Here is a 12,854-nt window from a genome sequence, read left to right as displayed (position 1 = left end):
AAAGGAGATAATGTAAATTATCATGCGCTTTTCCCGGCGCTTCCCCCTTTACCGTTATTTACCTGTTAACGGCGCGGGTGCGGGGAACGTCACGCTGACCTGCGTGCCGCCGTTTTGCGGCTGCGAGAAGTGCAGCATTCCGCCGAGCCGTTGCGCGCGTTCTCGCATAATGTTCAGCCCGTAGTGTCCCGGCGGCTCGCTGGCCTCGCCAATCCCGATGCCGTTGTCGCGAATGCTGACGCTGTGCGTGCCGTCCACGGCGGTCACGCAGCTGACGGTGATCTCGCTGGCCTGCGCGTGCTTAATCGCATTCAGGACGGCCTCCCGCACGATCTGCAGCAAATGCACCTGCTTCTGCGCGTCAAGCGCCAGGGTGGAGAGGCGGCAGTCGAGGTGCAGCTTCGCCTGCGTCTGGCTCTGCAGGGCATCGAGAGACTCCTGCAGCGCCGCGGGTAAATTCGCATGGTTTAGCGTCAGGCGGAAGGTGGTCAGCAGCTCGCGCAGCTGCTGCCAGGCGTTGTTCAGCTCGCGGGAGAAGTCGGTGATGATCGTCTGCGCGGAGGCATTTTCCGCCGGCACGGCGTGTTTAAGCAGCGTGAGCTGGATCCGCAGATAGGAGAGTACCTGCGCCAGCGAATCATGCAGCTCGCGGGCGATGGTGGCGCGCTCCTCCATCAGCAGCAGCTGCTGGTAATGCTTCTGCGCCTGGTTAAAGTACAGCCCACGTCCGAGCATGGTCGCCACGCTTCTCATCAGCGGAAGAGGAACGCTGCCCGTCTCGCTTTGCCAGCGCAGCTCGCCGTAGAGGGTATCCTGCATCAGCACCGGCAGGGTTTGCAGAGAAATGCCGCTCACCTCTGTTCCTTCACACAGCCGCCAGTCGTCGCTGGTGCGTAGCTCCAGGTAATTCATCTGCGTGTATTCATGCACAATCTGCAAAATATGCCGGAAGCACAGGCTGTCTATCTGCCCGGTATTCAGCGCCTGGGAGCATTTGAACAGCATCTCCAGCTGCTGGTGGGCTTCATGCAAATGCCGCGTCTTTTCCGCGACGGAGGCTTCGAGCGACCGATAGAGAGTATGTAGCTCGCCCGACATATGGTTGAAGGCGCGGGAGAGCTGGCCCAGCTCGTTGGGGAGCGCGGTGTCCGGCGCTGGGGTGGTAAATTCCCCTCGCTCAATGCGTTCGCTGGCGGCCACCAGGTTGTTCAGCGGCAACACCACCTGGCGACGGATGCGCCGCAGGGTAAACAGCGTCAGCAGCAGGATCCCGAGCGCGCCAGCCAGAGAGAGGAGGGTCACCGTCTGGATTTTATTTTCGGTGTAGTGCTGGAGGGCGAGCACAAAGGCATCAATGCGGCCGACAAAATCCTCAATGTGAGCGTCATACCATGCGCTGTCGCCGCGGGCGATGTGCTTGTCCATGTCCAGCCAGGCCACATGCAACTGCTGATAGCGCGCCTTGACGTTGTCCGGGACGTACCAGCGGTTCAGCTTCTCCAGGGAAGGCGCGCTTAACGTTCGCTGCCAGTTCTCACGATGCGCCATAAGGGAGGGGCTGTTGCGCTGCATCTCGTAGCCGAGGCGGTAGCTCTGCATGCGCAGCGAGCCCGCAATGTTGATAGCTTCGGCGTCACGCTGGCTGCTGGCAAGCGTCAGCAGCGCGACGGTGCTGGTCAGCACGGACAGGGCAATGATCGAAAAGAAAGCCCAGGCAAGGCTTCCGGAAACGGGGCGTTTAACGGTCACGGAACGGATCTCTGCATAAAATGGCTCAGCCACAGGTCATGGGCAGTTGTACATTGCCTGATAACGCAGTAGCGAGCAAATAGCTTATTCATACTAAAGATAAGGTTATTGATCCAAAAGCCGCTTTGGGCATTAACCTGAAATCTGGCGAGAAGTAACGCGCCGTTTGAGCCGACGGACGACAAAGCGGGCTTCACGGGGTAGTATAAACAGACTCATTTAGCCGTGGAGCCCGTATGTCCCTGAACATTACCGTTATCAAAGACAAAATCCTTTCTGAAAATTACTTTGTCCTGCGTAACATCACTTACGATTTAACCCGTAAGAACGGTGACGTGATTCGCCACAAACGCGAAGTCTACGACCGGGGCAATGGCGCAACCATTCTGCTGTATAACCGTGAAAAGCAAAGCGTGGTGCTGATTCGCCAGTTTCGGGTCGCGACCTGGGTCAACGGCAATGAGGACGGGCGCCTGATTGAAACCTGCGCCGGCCTGCTTGATGACGATGAGCCGGAAGTCTGCATCCGCAAGGAGGCCGTTGAGGAGACCGGTTTTGAAGTGGGGGAGGTGCAAAAAGTCTTTGAGCTTTTCATGTCCCCTGGCGGGGTGACCGAGCTGGTCCATTTCTTCATTGCGGAATACACCGATGCCCAGCGCACGCATCGCGGCGGCGGCGTGGAGGATGAAGACATTGAAGTGCTGGAAATGCCTTTCACTCAGGCCGTTGAGATGGTGAAAAGCGGCGAGATCCGCGACGGTAAAGCGGTGATCCTGTTACAGTATCTGCAAACCAGCGGCTTAATGAACCCTAAACCGATGTCGTGATAACGTGTATTTCAGATAAATCTATCCGATAAATCCGATTGAGCCCGCCCGCCCTGGGCACGAAGATACGCCCCAGATTGACCTTTTCGTTTCCGGGGCTGTGCCATTCATGCGCTACTGCGTTTTGCTTCTCTTCTTTTTCTGCGTACTACCCGCGCCTCTGGTGTGGGCTGCGCCCGCGCAGCAGTCTTTTTCAGACTGGCAGGTTACCTGCAACAACCAGAATTTCTGCGTGGCGCGAAACACCGGCGAGCATCGCGGTCTGGTCATGACGCTGAGCCGTAGTGCAGGCGCGAAAACGGACGCCAGCTTGCGCATCGATCTCGGCGGGCTTTCGGCCCCGCCGGTTAAAGAGCCTGACATTGCCCCGCGCCTGCTGCTCGACAACGTTCCGTTAAAGCTCAATTCGCAGCACTGGCAGTTAACCCCCTGGCATCTCAAAACTGAAGATGCGGGTACCATCACCACGTTTCTGAAAAACATTCAGGAAGGGCAGGCGCTGACCCTGCGCGGGGGGAAGCAGACGATCTCGCTGGTCGGTCTGAAGGCGGCGCTGCTGTTTATCGACGCCCAGCAGAAGCGCGTTGGCAGCGAAACGGCATGGATTAAAAAAGGAGATAGCCCGCCGCTGAGCGTGCCTCCAGCACCGGCATTAAAAAAGGTGGCCGTGGTGAACCCGACGCCGACGCCGCTGACGCATAGCGAGCTGAACGAGCTGCTGGATTATGGGACGTGGCGGATGAACAACAGCCAGTGCTCGCTGGATCCTAACCGTCGTGAAGTGCGCGTCACTGCATTAACGGATGACAAAGCGCTGTTGATCGTCAGCTGTGAAGCGGGGGCCTATAACACGGTCGATCTGGCGTGGCAGGTCTCGCGTAAAAAACCGTTCGCCGCCCGTAGCGTCAGGTTACGTCTGCCGTTCACCCCCTCCAGCCAGAGCAGCGATATGGAGCTGATGAACGCCCGCTTTGATGAGAAAACGCGCGAGCTGACGACGCTGGCGCTGGGACGCGGTATTGGAGACTGCGGGATCCAGACGCGCTGGCGTTTTGACGGCCAGCGTTTTCGCCTGGTACGCTACGCGGAAGAGCCAAGCTGCGATAGCTGGAATGGGCCAGACGCCTGGCCCACGCTGTGGATCACTCGCTAGTTTTGCCGGATGGCGCTGTCGCACTACAACACGCTCAGCGCTTTCTCCACCACATTCTCAACGGTAAAGCCGAAATACGGGAACAGCTTGTCGGCAGGAGCGGATTCACCGTAACCCCGCATGCCCACAATAGCCCCTTTCAGCCCCACGTACTTATACCAGTAGTCGGCAATACCCGCTTCCACCGCCACGCGCGCCGCAACGCTGGAAGGCAGCACCGATTCCCGATACGCCTCGTCCTGCGCATCAAAAATATCCGTTGAAGGCAGAGATACCACGCGCACCGCGTGACCTTCGGCGGTCAGTTTCTCCGCCGCTTTCACCGTGATTTCCACCTCGGAACCGGTGGCAATCAGGATCACGTCCGGCTTGCCGCCGCTGTCTTTCAGGATGTACCCGCCACGGGCGATGTTTTTTACCTGCTCCGGCGTGCGCTCGATCTGCGCCAGGTTCTGGCGCGACAGGATCAGCGCCGTGGGCCCGTTATGACGCTCAACGGCCAGCTTCCAGCCCACCGCCGCTTCCACCTGGTCGCACGGACGCCAGGTGCTGAAGTTTGGCGTTAAGCGCAGGCTCGCCAGCTGCTCTACCGCCTGGTGCGTCGGACCATCCTCACCCAGCCCGATGGAGTCATGGGTGTAAACCATGATCTGCCGGGCCTTCATCAGCGCCGCCATACGCGCCGCGTTTCGGGCGTACTCGACGAACATCAGGAAGGTGGCGGTGTAGGGCACGAAGCCGCCGTGATGGGCGATGCCGTTAGCAATCGCGGTCATCCCGAACTCGCGCACGCCGTAGTGGATGTAGTTCCCGGCAATGTCTTCCTTCAGGGATTTAGAGCCTGACCAGATGGTCAGGTTGCTTGGCGCCAGATCCGCCGAGCCGCCGAGCAGCTCAGGCAGGAGAGGGCCAATCGCGTTCAGGGTGTTTTGCGATGCCTTACGGGTAGCGATTTTCGCCGGGTTGGACTGCAGATTTTCAATCAGCGCCTGGGTTTTATCGTCCCAGTCTTCCGGCAGGCCGCCGCTCATGCGGCGGGAAAACTCGGCGGCCAGCTCCGGGTGCGCTTTTTTGTAGGCGGCAAATTTTTCGTTCCAGGCCTGCTGCGCTTTCTCACCGTCTTCGCGCGCATCCCATGCTCTGTAGATCTCTTTCGGGATCTCAAACGGCGGATATTTCCAGCCCAGTTTCTGGCGGGTTAACGCCACTTCCTCTTCGCCCAGCGCCGCGCCGTGCGCCTCTTCTTTGCCCGCTTTGTTCGGCGAGCCGAAGCCAATGGTGGTACGGCAGATAATCAGGGACGGTTTGTCCTTCACGCTCTGCGCTTCCTGAATCGCTTTTTTTACCGCTTCCGGATCGTGGCCGTCAATCTCGTGCACCACGTGCCAGTGATAGGCCTCAAAGCGTTTTGCCGTGTCGTCGGTAAACCAGCCCTCGGTTTCCCCGTCGATGGAGATGCCGTTGTGGTCATAGAAGCCAATCAGCTTGCCGAGCCCCAGCGTGCCCGCCAGCGAGCAGACCTCGTGGGAGATCCCCTCCATCAGGCAGCCGTCACCCATAAAGACGTAGGTGTAGTGATCGACAATCTCGTGGTCGGGCTGGTTGAACTGCGCGGCCAGCGTACGCTCGGCAATTGCCAGGCCGACGGCATTCGCCAGCCCCTGGCCCAGCGGGCCGGTGGTCGTTTCCACGCCCGGCGTATAGCCGATCTCCGGGTGGCCCGGCGTTTTGGAGTGCAGCTGGCGGAAGTTTTTAAGCTCCTCAAGCGGCAGGTCGTAGCCGGAAAGGTGCAGCAGGCTGTAGAGCAGCATCGAGGCGTGGCCGTTGGAGAGAATAAAACGGTCGCGGTCGTACCAGGTTGGGTCAGTGGGGTTGTGCTTCAGGAAGTCGTTCCACAGCACTTCGGCAATATCGGCCATCCCCATTGGGGCGCCAGGGTGGCCGGAATTGGCTTTTTGGACGGCATCCATGCTGAGGGCGCGAATGGCGTTAGCGAGCTCTTTACGGGACATAGTTCACTCCGTGGCAAGGTTAAAGTTTGGCGGCGAGAAGATCTTCGAGTTTTCGCTGGTCGACGGCGAACTGGCGGATGCCGTCCGCCAGTTTTTCCACGGCCATAGGATCCTGATTATGCTCCCAGCGGAACTCCGCTTCGGTCATGGCTTTCGGTTTTGGCAGGACGGTAGAGGTCGGCACCAGCTTGCGGATCACCGTTTCGTCGCTCTCCTGCAGCTTTTTCAGCAGGTCAGGGGAGATGGTCAGACGGTCACACCCCGCGAGCGCCAGGATCTGCTCGGTGCGGCGGAAGCTGGCCCCCATCACGATGGTCTCGTAGCGATGCTGCTTGTAATAATCGTAGATATTACGCACCGACTTCACGCCAGGATCCTCGTCAACCACGTACGGGTCCATCGGCTGTTTCGCCTGATACCAGTCGTAAATGCGCCCGACAAACGGCGAGATCAGGAACACGCCCGCTTCGGCACAGGCGCGCGCCTGGGCAAAGGAGAACAGCAGCGTCAGGTTGCAGTGGATCCCCTCTTTTTCCAGAACCTCTGCCGCGCGGATGCCTTCCCATGTAGACGCGAGCTTGATCAGAATGCGTGACTTATCGATCCCCTGTTCCTGGTAGAGTTCTACCAGGCGGCGCGCTTTGTTAATACTCTTTTCCTGATCGAACGAGAGGCGGGCATCTACTTCGGTCGACACGCGCCCCGGAATGCTTTTCAGAATTTCCGCACCAAAATTAACCGCCAGCTTGTCGCTGGCTTCAGCAACCTGCTGCTCCTGCGTTTTCCCGCGCTGTTTACCGTAGGCAATCGCGTCGTCAATCAGATGGCTAAAATGGGCAAGCCCCGCCGCTTTCAGAAGCAGCGAAGGGTTGGTGGTCGCGTCCTCTGGCTGATAGTGGCGAATCGACTCGATATCGCCGCTGTCTGCAACCACGGTGGTGAATTGTTTGATGCCGTCTAGCTGGTTCATAAATAATTACTCCTTGGAAATAAAAGAGTTAGATGAGTGCGTTAGTTCACACTTCTGAGAAAATCATGATGGACTTAACAAAAAAGCATAGCAGACGGGGCAGGCATTGCTTTTGAGACGGGTAACATGGCTGTTATAAATTGATAACAATTTTTAATGTGTGATGGTGAGAGTTTGGCAGCCTTCAAAGTTTATGCGCTGCTCAGCGGCGATACTATCTGACCGATACGTAAAAGGAATAACAAGATGGACGATCAGTTAAAACAGAGTGCCCTCGATTTTCACGAGTTCCCTGTCCCCGGTAAAATTCAGGTCTCCCCAACCAAGCCACTGGCGACCCAGCGCGATCTGGCGCTGGCCTACTCGCCGGGCGTGGCTGCGCCATGTCTGGAGATCGAAAAAGATCCGCTGGCGGCCTACAAATACACCGCGCGCGGCAACCTTGTCGCCGTTATCTCTAACGGTACGGCGGTGCTGGGCCTGGGCAATATTGGTGCCCTGGCCGGTAAACCGGTGATGGAAGGGAAGGGCGTACTGTTCAAGAAATTCGCCGGTATCGACGTGTTCGATATCGAAGTGGACGAACTCGATCCCGATAAGTTCATCAACGTGGTGGCCGCGCTGGAGCCGACCTTCGGCGGGATCAACCTGGAAGACATCAAAGCGCCGGAATGTTTCTATATCGAGCAGAAGTTGCGCGAGCGTATGAACATTCCCGTGTTCCATGACGACCAGCACGGCACGGCGATTATCAGCACCGCTGCCATTCTCAACGGCCTGCGCGTGGTGGAGAAAAATCTCTCCGACGTGCGCATGGTGGTCTCCGGCGCGGGCGCGGCGGCCATCGCCTGTATGAACCTGCTGGTGGCGCTGGGGATGCAGAAACACAACATCGTGGTCTGCGACTCTAAGGGTGTTATCTACAAAGACCGCGAGCCGAACATGGCGGAAACCAAAGCGGCGTATGCCGTGGAAGATGACGGCAAGCGCACGCTTGAGGACGTGATTGACGGCGCGGATATCTTCCTCGGCTGTTCAGGCCCGAAAGTGCTGACCCAGGAAATGGTGCAGAAAATGGCGCGCGCGCCGATGATCCTGGCGCTGGCGAACCCGGAACCGGAAATCCTGCCGCCGCTGGCGAAGGCGGTGCGCGAAGACGCCATTATCTGTACCGGCCGTTCGGACTACCCGAACCAGGTGAACAACGTGCTCTGCTTCCCGTTCATCTTCCGCGGGGCGCTGGACGTTGGCGCGACGGCGATCAATGAAGAGATGAAGCTGGCCGCCGTTCACGCCATCGCCGAACTGGCGCACGCTGAGCAGAGCGAAGTGGTCGCCTCCGCGTACGGGGATCAGGATCTGAGCTTTGGCCCGGACTACATCATTCCAAAACCGTTCGATCCGCGCCTGATTGTCAAAATTGCGCCAGCCGTTGCCAAAGCGGCGATGGACTCCGGCGTGGCGACGCGTCCGATTCAGGATTTCGACGCGTACGTCGATAAGCTCACCGAGTTCGTCTACAAAACTAACCTGTTTATGAAGCCGATCTTCTCTCAGGCTCGCGCAGACGCGAAGCGCGTGGTGCTGGCGGAAGGGGAAGAGGCGCGCGTGCTGCACGCCACGCAGGAGCTTATCACCTTAGGGCTGGCGAAGCCGATCCTGATTGGTCGTCCGAGCGTGATCGAGATGCGAATTCAGAAGCTGGGCCTGCAGATTAAACCGGGCGTCGACTTCGAGATCGTTAACAACGAATCCGATCCGCGCTTCAAGGAGTACTGGAACGAATATTACGCGATCATGAAGCGTCGCGGGATCACCCAGGAACAGGCGCAGCGGGCGGTGATCAGCAATACTACGGTCATCGGCGCGATCATGGTCCATCGCGGCGAGGCAGATGCGCTGATCTGCGGCACCATCGGCGATTACCACGAGCATTTCAGCGTGGTGCAGGAGATCTTCGGCTATCGCGACGGCGTGCACACCGCCGGGGCGATGAACGCGCTGCTGCTGCCGAGCGGCAACACCTTTATTGCCGATACCTACGTGAACGACGATCCAACCCCGGACGAACTGGCGGAGATCACCGTGATGGCCGCCGAGACCGTGCGTCGCTTTGGTATTGAGCCGAAGGTGGCGCTGCTGTCGCACTCAAACTTTGGTTCGTCTAAATCCGCGGCGGCGTGCAAAATGCGCCAGACTCTGGAACTGGTGCGTGAGCGTGCGCCGGAGCTGATGATTGACGGGGAAATGCACGGTGATGCCGCGCTGGTGGAGAGCATCCGCAACGAACGTATGCCGGACAGCCCGCTGAAGGGATCGGCGAACATCCTGATTATGCCGAACGTGGAAGCGGCGCGTATCAGTTACAACCTGCTGCGCGTCTCCAGCTCTGAAGGGGTGACCGTAGGACCGGTGCTGATGGGCGTGGCGAAGCCGGTGCATGTGTTAACGCCGATTGCCTCCGTGCGCCGTATCGTGAACATGGTGGCGCTGGCGGTGGTTGAGGCGCAGACGCAGCCGCTGTAAGGGCGCGTGTGCTTACCCGACCTGGGGATTGAGTAGGCCGGATAAGCGCAGCACCATCCGGCAGTTAAATCCAGTCGCGTACTTTAAGGAACTCACTCAAGGCAGCCTCCGGGCTGCCTTCTTTTGGCTCGTAGCTGTACTCCCAGCGCACCAGCGGCGGCATAGACATCAGAATCGACTCCGTGCGTCCGCCGGTCTGCAGGCCGAACAGCGTCCCGCGATCCCACACCAGGTTGAACTCCACGTACCGCCCGCGACGATAAAGCTGGAACTCACGCTCGCGCACGCCGTAGTCGGTGTTTTTACGGCGTTCGACAATCGGCAGGTACGCGTCGGTGAACCCTTCGCCCACCGCGCGCATAAAGCTAAATGCCGTACCAAAATCCGGCGTGTTGAGATCGTCAAAGAACAGCCCGCCGATGCCGCGCTGCTCGTCGCGGTGCTTCAGGTAAAAATAATCGTCGCACCACTTTTTAAATTTCGGGTAGACGTCCTCGCCAAACGGCAGGCAAAGGTCCCGCGCGGTGGTATGCCAGTGCACGGCATCCTCTTCGAAGCCGTAGTAGGGCGTCATGTCGAAACCGCCGCCAAACCACCAGACCGGATCGGCTCCTGGCTTCTCCGCGATGAAAAAGCGCACGTTGGCGTGGCTGGTCGGAACAAACGGGTTATGCGGGTGGATCACCAGCGAGACGCCCATCGCTTCGAAGCTGCGGCCCGCCAGATCAGGGCGGTGCGCGGTAGCGGACGCGGGCATGGCGTCGCCGTGAACGTGGGAAAAATTCACGCCCGCCTGTTCGAAGATGCCGCCGTTACGCAGCACGCGGCTGCGCCCGCCGCCGCCCGCTTCGCGCTGCCAGCTATCTTCCTGGAATTCACCGCCGTCTGCGGCGGCCAGTTTCTGGCAAATCTCATCCTGCAGCTGCAGCAGGAACGTTTTGACCAGCTGTGCATTAGGTTTCATCAGCGTTTCCTGGAGTGCGCTTTCTGGTTATCGAACCAGTTGAAGTAACTGATAATGCCGGAGGCGATGGCGTTGGCGATCTTCTGGCGAAACGCCGTGGTGCCGAGCAGGCGCTCTTCTTCCGGGTTGGTAATAAAGGACGTTTCCACCAGCACGGACGGGATGGACGGTGACTTCAGCACCACAAACGCCGCCTGTTCCGTGCTTTTACTGTGCAGACGGTGCACCGGCTTAATCCGCTTGAGAATATGCGAGCCGAGCGTCAGGCTGTTTTTGATGGTGTCCGTTTGCACGAGATCGAACAGCACCTGCTGCAACAGATGATCTTTATCCGTGGCCTTCTTCCCGGCTACTTCATCCGCCCGGTTTTCGCGATCGGAAAGGTATTTCGCCATAGCGCTACTGGCGCCGCGGTTGGAGAGGGCAAACACCGACGCGCCCGCGGCGGAAGGATTTGTGAAGCCATCCGCGTGGATCGACATAAACAGATCCGCGCCGTGCTTGTGGGCGATCTCGACGCGGTCATACAGCGGAATAAACGTGTCGCCCGTACGCGTCAGGCGGGCGTCAATGCCGTTGCTGCGTAAAATCGATCGCACATTTTTTGCAATTGCCAGCACGACGTGTTTTTCTTTCGAACCGTTTCTGCCGATGGCGCCGGTATCAATACCGCCGTGACCCGGATCGAGCATCACCAGACGCTTTGCGCCCGGCTTTTTGGTTTTCGGTTTGCTGTGTCCGTTACTGGTTTTGAGCGTGCTCTCGTCTTTTGCCTGAGCCTGCTTAGCGATGCCCGTTAACGTTAAGGCCGCCAGCCCCGCTTTGAGAACCTGACGACGCGATGTGAGTGCTTTTAATGGTTTGAATGTGCTCATGCGGCCTGAATACTGAAAAATGGGGTCCTGGTGTTATATCGTATCGTGTTTCCCGTTACGACAGTCCTTATTGAGAATTGTTTTACTTTTCATTTCAATACGTGACAAAGTGACATTATGCCAAATTTTGGCGAGATTTTCCCCGGTTATTGGCTAAACGCCCCGTTCACGCCATAATCACTGTTTTTAAACCCGAAAAGGCGGTTAATACCATGGAGATACGCGTTTTTCGCCAGGAAGATTTCGAAGAGGTGATCACCCTTTGGGAGCGCTGCGATCTGCTGCGTCCGTGGAACGATCCGGAAATGGATATCGAACGTAAGGTGAATCACGACGTTAGCCTGTTTCTGGTCGCGGAAGTGAACGGCGAGGTGGTCGGGACGGTAATGGGGGGGTATGACGGCCACCGCGGCTCGGCCTATTATCTGGGCGTCCACCCGGAATATCGGGCGCGTGGCATCGCCAACGCGCTGCTCAATCGTCTGGAAAAGAAACTCATCGCCCGCGGCTGCCCGAAAATCCAGATCATGGTGCGGGAAGATAACGACGTGGTGCTGGGCATGTATGAGCGTCTGGGCTACGAGCACGCCGACGTGCTGACGCTGGGTAAGCGCCTGATCGAAGATGAAGAGTACTGAGATCCACCCGGCTGACTATGACGCGCAGGGCCGCGTCAGGCTGCCGTTTTTGTTCTGGTGCGTTTTGCTCCTCCAGGCCCGTACCTGGGTACTGTTTGTAATGGCCGGTGCGTCGCGCGGGCAGGGCGATACGCTGCTGAATCTCTTTTATCCCGACCACGATGCCTTCTGGCTTGGCTTACTGCCGGGCGTACCGGCGGTGGTGGCTTTTTTGTGCAGCGGTCGACGGCATGTAATCCCGCGTCTGTGGCGTGCGCTTCGCTGGCTGCTGATCCTCGCCCAGATTGCGCTGCTGTTCTGGCAACCCGTGCTCTGGTGGCTGGGTGAACCGCTTTCCGGTATCGGCATCGCGCTGGTGGTGGCGGATATTGTGGCGCTGATGTGGCTGCTGACGAATCCCCGCTTACGCGCCTGTTTTACGCAAGAGTCAGATTAGCGCGGCACTTTTTGCCGATGCCGCACTCCAACAAGCGTTGATTTAATTAGAAAGGACGTTTCAATGAAATCGCTGCGTTTACTTTTATGCGCTCTCCCACTGGCGTTAACCGGCTGTTCGACGCTCTCCTCCATTAACTGGTCCGCCGCGTATCCGTGGAACTGGTTTGGCTCTTCCACCGAAGTGACCGAGCAGGGCGTGGGAAAAATTACCGCGTCAACGGCGCTCGATCAGGACGCCATTCAGGATGCCCTGAGCAGTGACTATCGCCTGCGTAGCGGGATGAAAACCGAGAATGGCAACATTGTACGTTACTTTGAAGCGCTAAAGGGCGACAAGCTGGCGCTGGTGATTAACGGTGATAAAGGGACGGTGAACCGCATTGCCGTGATGGACGAAGATATTCCGACCGCCAGTGGCGTAAAGGTGGGCACCCCGTTTAGCGATCTTTATAAACAGGCCTTTGGTAACTGCAGCAGCGCCCCTTCAGACGATGGCGTGGCGGTGGAATGTAAGGCGGAAGGCAGCCAGCACATCAGCTATGTCTTCACCGGAACCTGGAGCGGTCCGGAAGGATTGATGCCCTCTGACGACACGCTGAAGAGCTGGAAAGTGAGCAAAATACTCTGGAAGCAGTAATTTGCGCCTGAACAAACCGCCTCGCTGAAATCCGGGTATAATAGCCGCCATCAATGCCACGCTGA

Annotated in this window: 11 protein-coding genes; 6 read left to right on the top strand and 5 right to left on the bottom strand. The window is 58.2% G+C overall.

Features of this window, described 5'->3' with window-relative positions:
* Positions 1–54: 54 nt before the first annotated feature.
* The gene (narQ, locus tag IM273_RS13465; protein ID WP_193051212.1) at positions 55–1,749 is read right to left on the bottom strand and encodes a nitrate/nitrite two-component system sensor histidine kinase NarQ; all 1,695 of its coding nucleotides are present in this window, start codon (positions 1,747–1,749) and stop codon (positions 55–57) included.
* Between the two features lie 236 nt (positions 1,750–1,985).
* Here narQ and nudK point away from each other — a divergent pair, with 236 nt between their 5' ends.
* Positions 1,986–2,576 (top strand): GDP-mannose pyrophosphatase NudK, encoded by a 591-nt coding sequence (nudK, locus tag IM273_RS13460; protein ID WP_126327181.1) that lies wholly within the window; start codon positions 1,986–1,988, stop codon positions 2,574–2,576.
* A gap of 109 nt (positions 2,577–2,685) precedes the next feature.
* Positions 2,686–3,729 carry a DUF1176 domain-containing protein gene (locus IM273_RS13455; protein ID WP_193051210.1) on the top strand — a complete coding sequence of 348 codons (1,044 nt, stop codon included), beginning with the start codon at positions 2,686–2,688 and terminating at the stop codon, positions 3,727–3,729.
* A 23-nt stretch (positions 3,730–3,752) separates the two neighbouring features.
* Here the strand turns inward: IM273_RS13455 and tkt are convergent, their stop codons facing one another.
* Together tkt and tal are read right to left on the bottom strand one after the other, a co-directional pair.
* A complete protein-coding gene (tkt, locus tag IM273_RS13450; protein ID WP_059358550.1) occupies positions 3,753–5,741 on the bottom strand; it encodes a transketolase in 1,989 nt (662 codons plus the stop codon).
* A 19-nt stretch (positions 5,742–5,760) separates the two neighbouring features.
* Entirely contained in the window at positions 5,761–6,711 is a 951-nt protein-coding gene (gene tal / locus IM273_RS13445) for a transaldolase (RefSeq protein ID WP_193051208.1), read from the bottom strand.
* A 246-nt stretch (positions 6,712–6,957) separates the two neighbouring features.
* Here tal and maeB point away from each other — a divergent pair, with 246 nt between their 5' ends.
* Positions 6,958–9,237, top strand: coding sequence for an NADP-dependent oxaloacetate-decarboxylating malate dehydrogenase (maeB, locus tag IM273_RS13440; RefSeq protein ID WP_028014008.1), 2,280 nt, complete (start codon positions 6,958–6,960; stop codon positions 9,235–9,237).
* Between the two features lie 64 nt (positions 9,238–9,301).
* On the opposite strand, the gene hemF is transcribed toward maeB, so the two are convergent.
* Together hemF and amiA are read right to left on the bottom strand one after the other, a co-directional pair.
* The gene (hemF, locus tag IM273_RS13435; RefSeq protein ID WP_193051206.1) at positions 9,302–10,201 is read right to left on the bottom strand and encodes an oxygen-dependent coproporphyrinogen oxidase; all 900 of its coding nucleotides are present in this window, start codon (positions 10,199–10,201) and stop codon (positions 9,302–9,304) included.
* Positions 10,201–11,076: an N-acetylmuramoyl-L-alanine amidase AmiA gene (gene amiA / locus IM273_RS13430; RefSeq protein ID WP_028014006.1), complete on the bottom strand. Its 876-nt coding sequence runs from the start codon at positions 11,074–11,076 to the stop codon at positions 10,201–10,203. Before amiA ends, hemF begins: the two co-directional genes overlap by 1 nt.
* A 212-nt stretch (positions 11,077–11,288) precedes the next feature.
* On the opposite strand from amiA, the gene IM273_RS13425 reads away from it, so the two are divergent.
* From IM273_RS13425 to IM273_RS13415, 3 genes are all read left to right on the top strand, one after another.
* A complete protein-coding gene (locus tag IM273_RS13425) occupies positions 11,289–11,714 on the top strand; it encodes a GNAT family acetyltransferase (RefSeq protein WP_003861292.1) in 426 nt (141 codons plus the stop codon).
* Complete coding sequence (locus IM273_RS13420) at positions 11,701–12,150, top strand: DUF2919 domain-containing protein (RefSeq protein WP_041908792.1); 450 nt, start codon at positions 11,701–11,703, stop codon at positions 12,148–12,150. The genes IM273_RS13425 and IM273_RS13420 overlap by 14 nt, the downstream gene beginning before the upstream one ends.
* Before the next feature lie 63 nt (positions 12,151–12,213).
* Positions 12,214–12,789, top strand: a complete 576-nt coding sequence (locus IM273_RS13415; protein WP_028014004.1) for an RpoE-regulated lipoprotein — start codon at positions 12,214–12,216, stop codon at positions 12,787–12,789.
* The last annotated feature ends 65 nt before the right edge of the window (positions 12,790–12,854 follow it).

The sequence above is a fragment of the Enterobacter cloacae complex sp. P13B genome (genome assembly GCF_014895915.1).
Lineage (GTDB): Bacteria > Pseudomonadota > Gammaproteobacteria > Enterobacterales > Enterobacteriaceae > Enterobacter > Enterobacter bugandensis.
Note: the sequence above shows the minus strand (reverse complement) of the source record. Positions and strands in the feature narration are given on the sequence as shown.

Coding starts and splice junctions, on each gene's coding strand:
- nudK (WP_126327181.1), top strand. CDS start 1,986: ATGTCCCTGAACATTACCGTTATCAAAGACAAAATCCTTTCTGAAAAT.
- IM273_RS13455 (WP_193051210.1), top strand. CDS start 2,686: ATGCGCTACTGCGTTTTGCTTCTCTTCTTTTTCTGCGTACTACCCGCG.
- tkt (WP_059358550.1), bottom strand. CDS start 5,741: ATGTCCCGTAAAGAGCTCGCTAACGCCATTCGCGCCCTCAGCATGGAT.
- tal (WP_193051208.1), bottom strand. CDS start 6,711: ATGAACCAGCTAGACGGCATCAAACAATTCACCACCGTGGTTGCAGAC.
- maeB (WP_028014008.1), top strand. CDS start 6,958: ATGGACGATCAGTTAAAACAGAGTGCCCTCGATTTTCACGAGTTCCCT.
- hemF (WP_193051206.1), bottom strand. CDS start 10,201: ATGAAACCTAATGCACAGCTGGTCAAAACGTTCCTGCTGCAGCTGCAG.
- amiA (WP_028014006.1), bottom strand. CDS start 11,076: ATGAGCACATTCAAACCATTAAAAGCACTCACATCGCGTCGTCAGGTT.
- IM273_RS13425 (WP_003861292.1), top strand. CDS start 11,289: ATGGAGATACGCGTTTTTCGCCAGGAAGATTTCGAAGAGGTGATCACC.
- IM273_RS13420 (WP_041908792.1), top strand. CDS start 11,701: ATGAAGAGTACTGAGATCCACCCGGCTGACTATGACGCGCAGGGCCGC.
- IM273_RS13415 (WP_028014004.1), top strand. CDS start 12,214: ATGAAATCGCTGCGTTTACTTTTATGCGCTCTCCCACTGGCGTTAACC.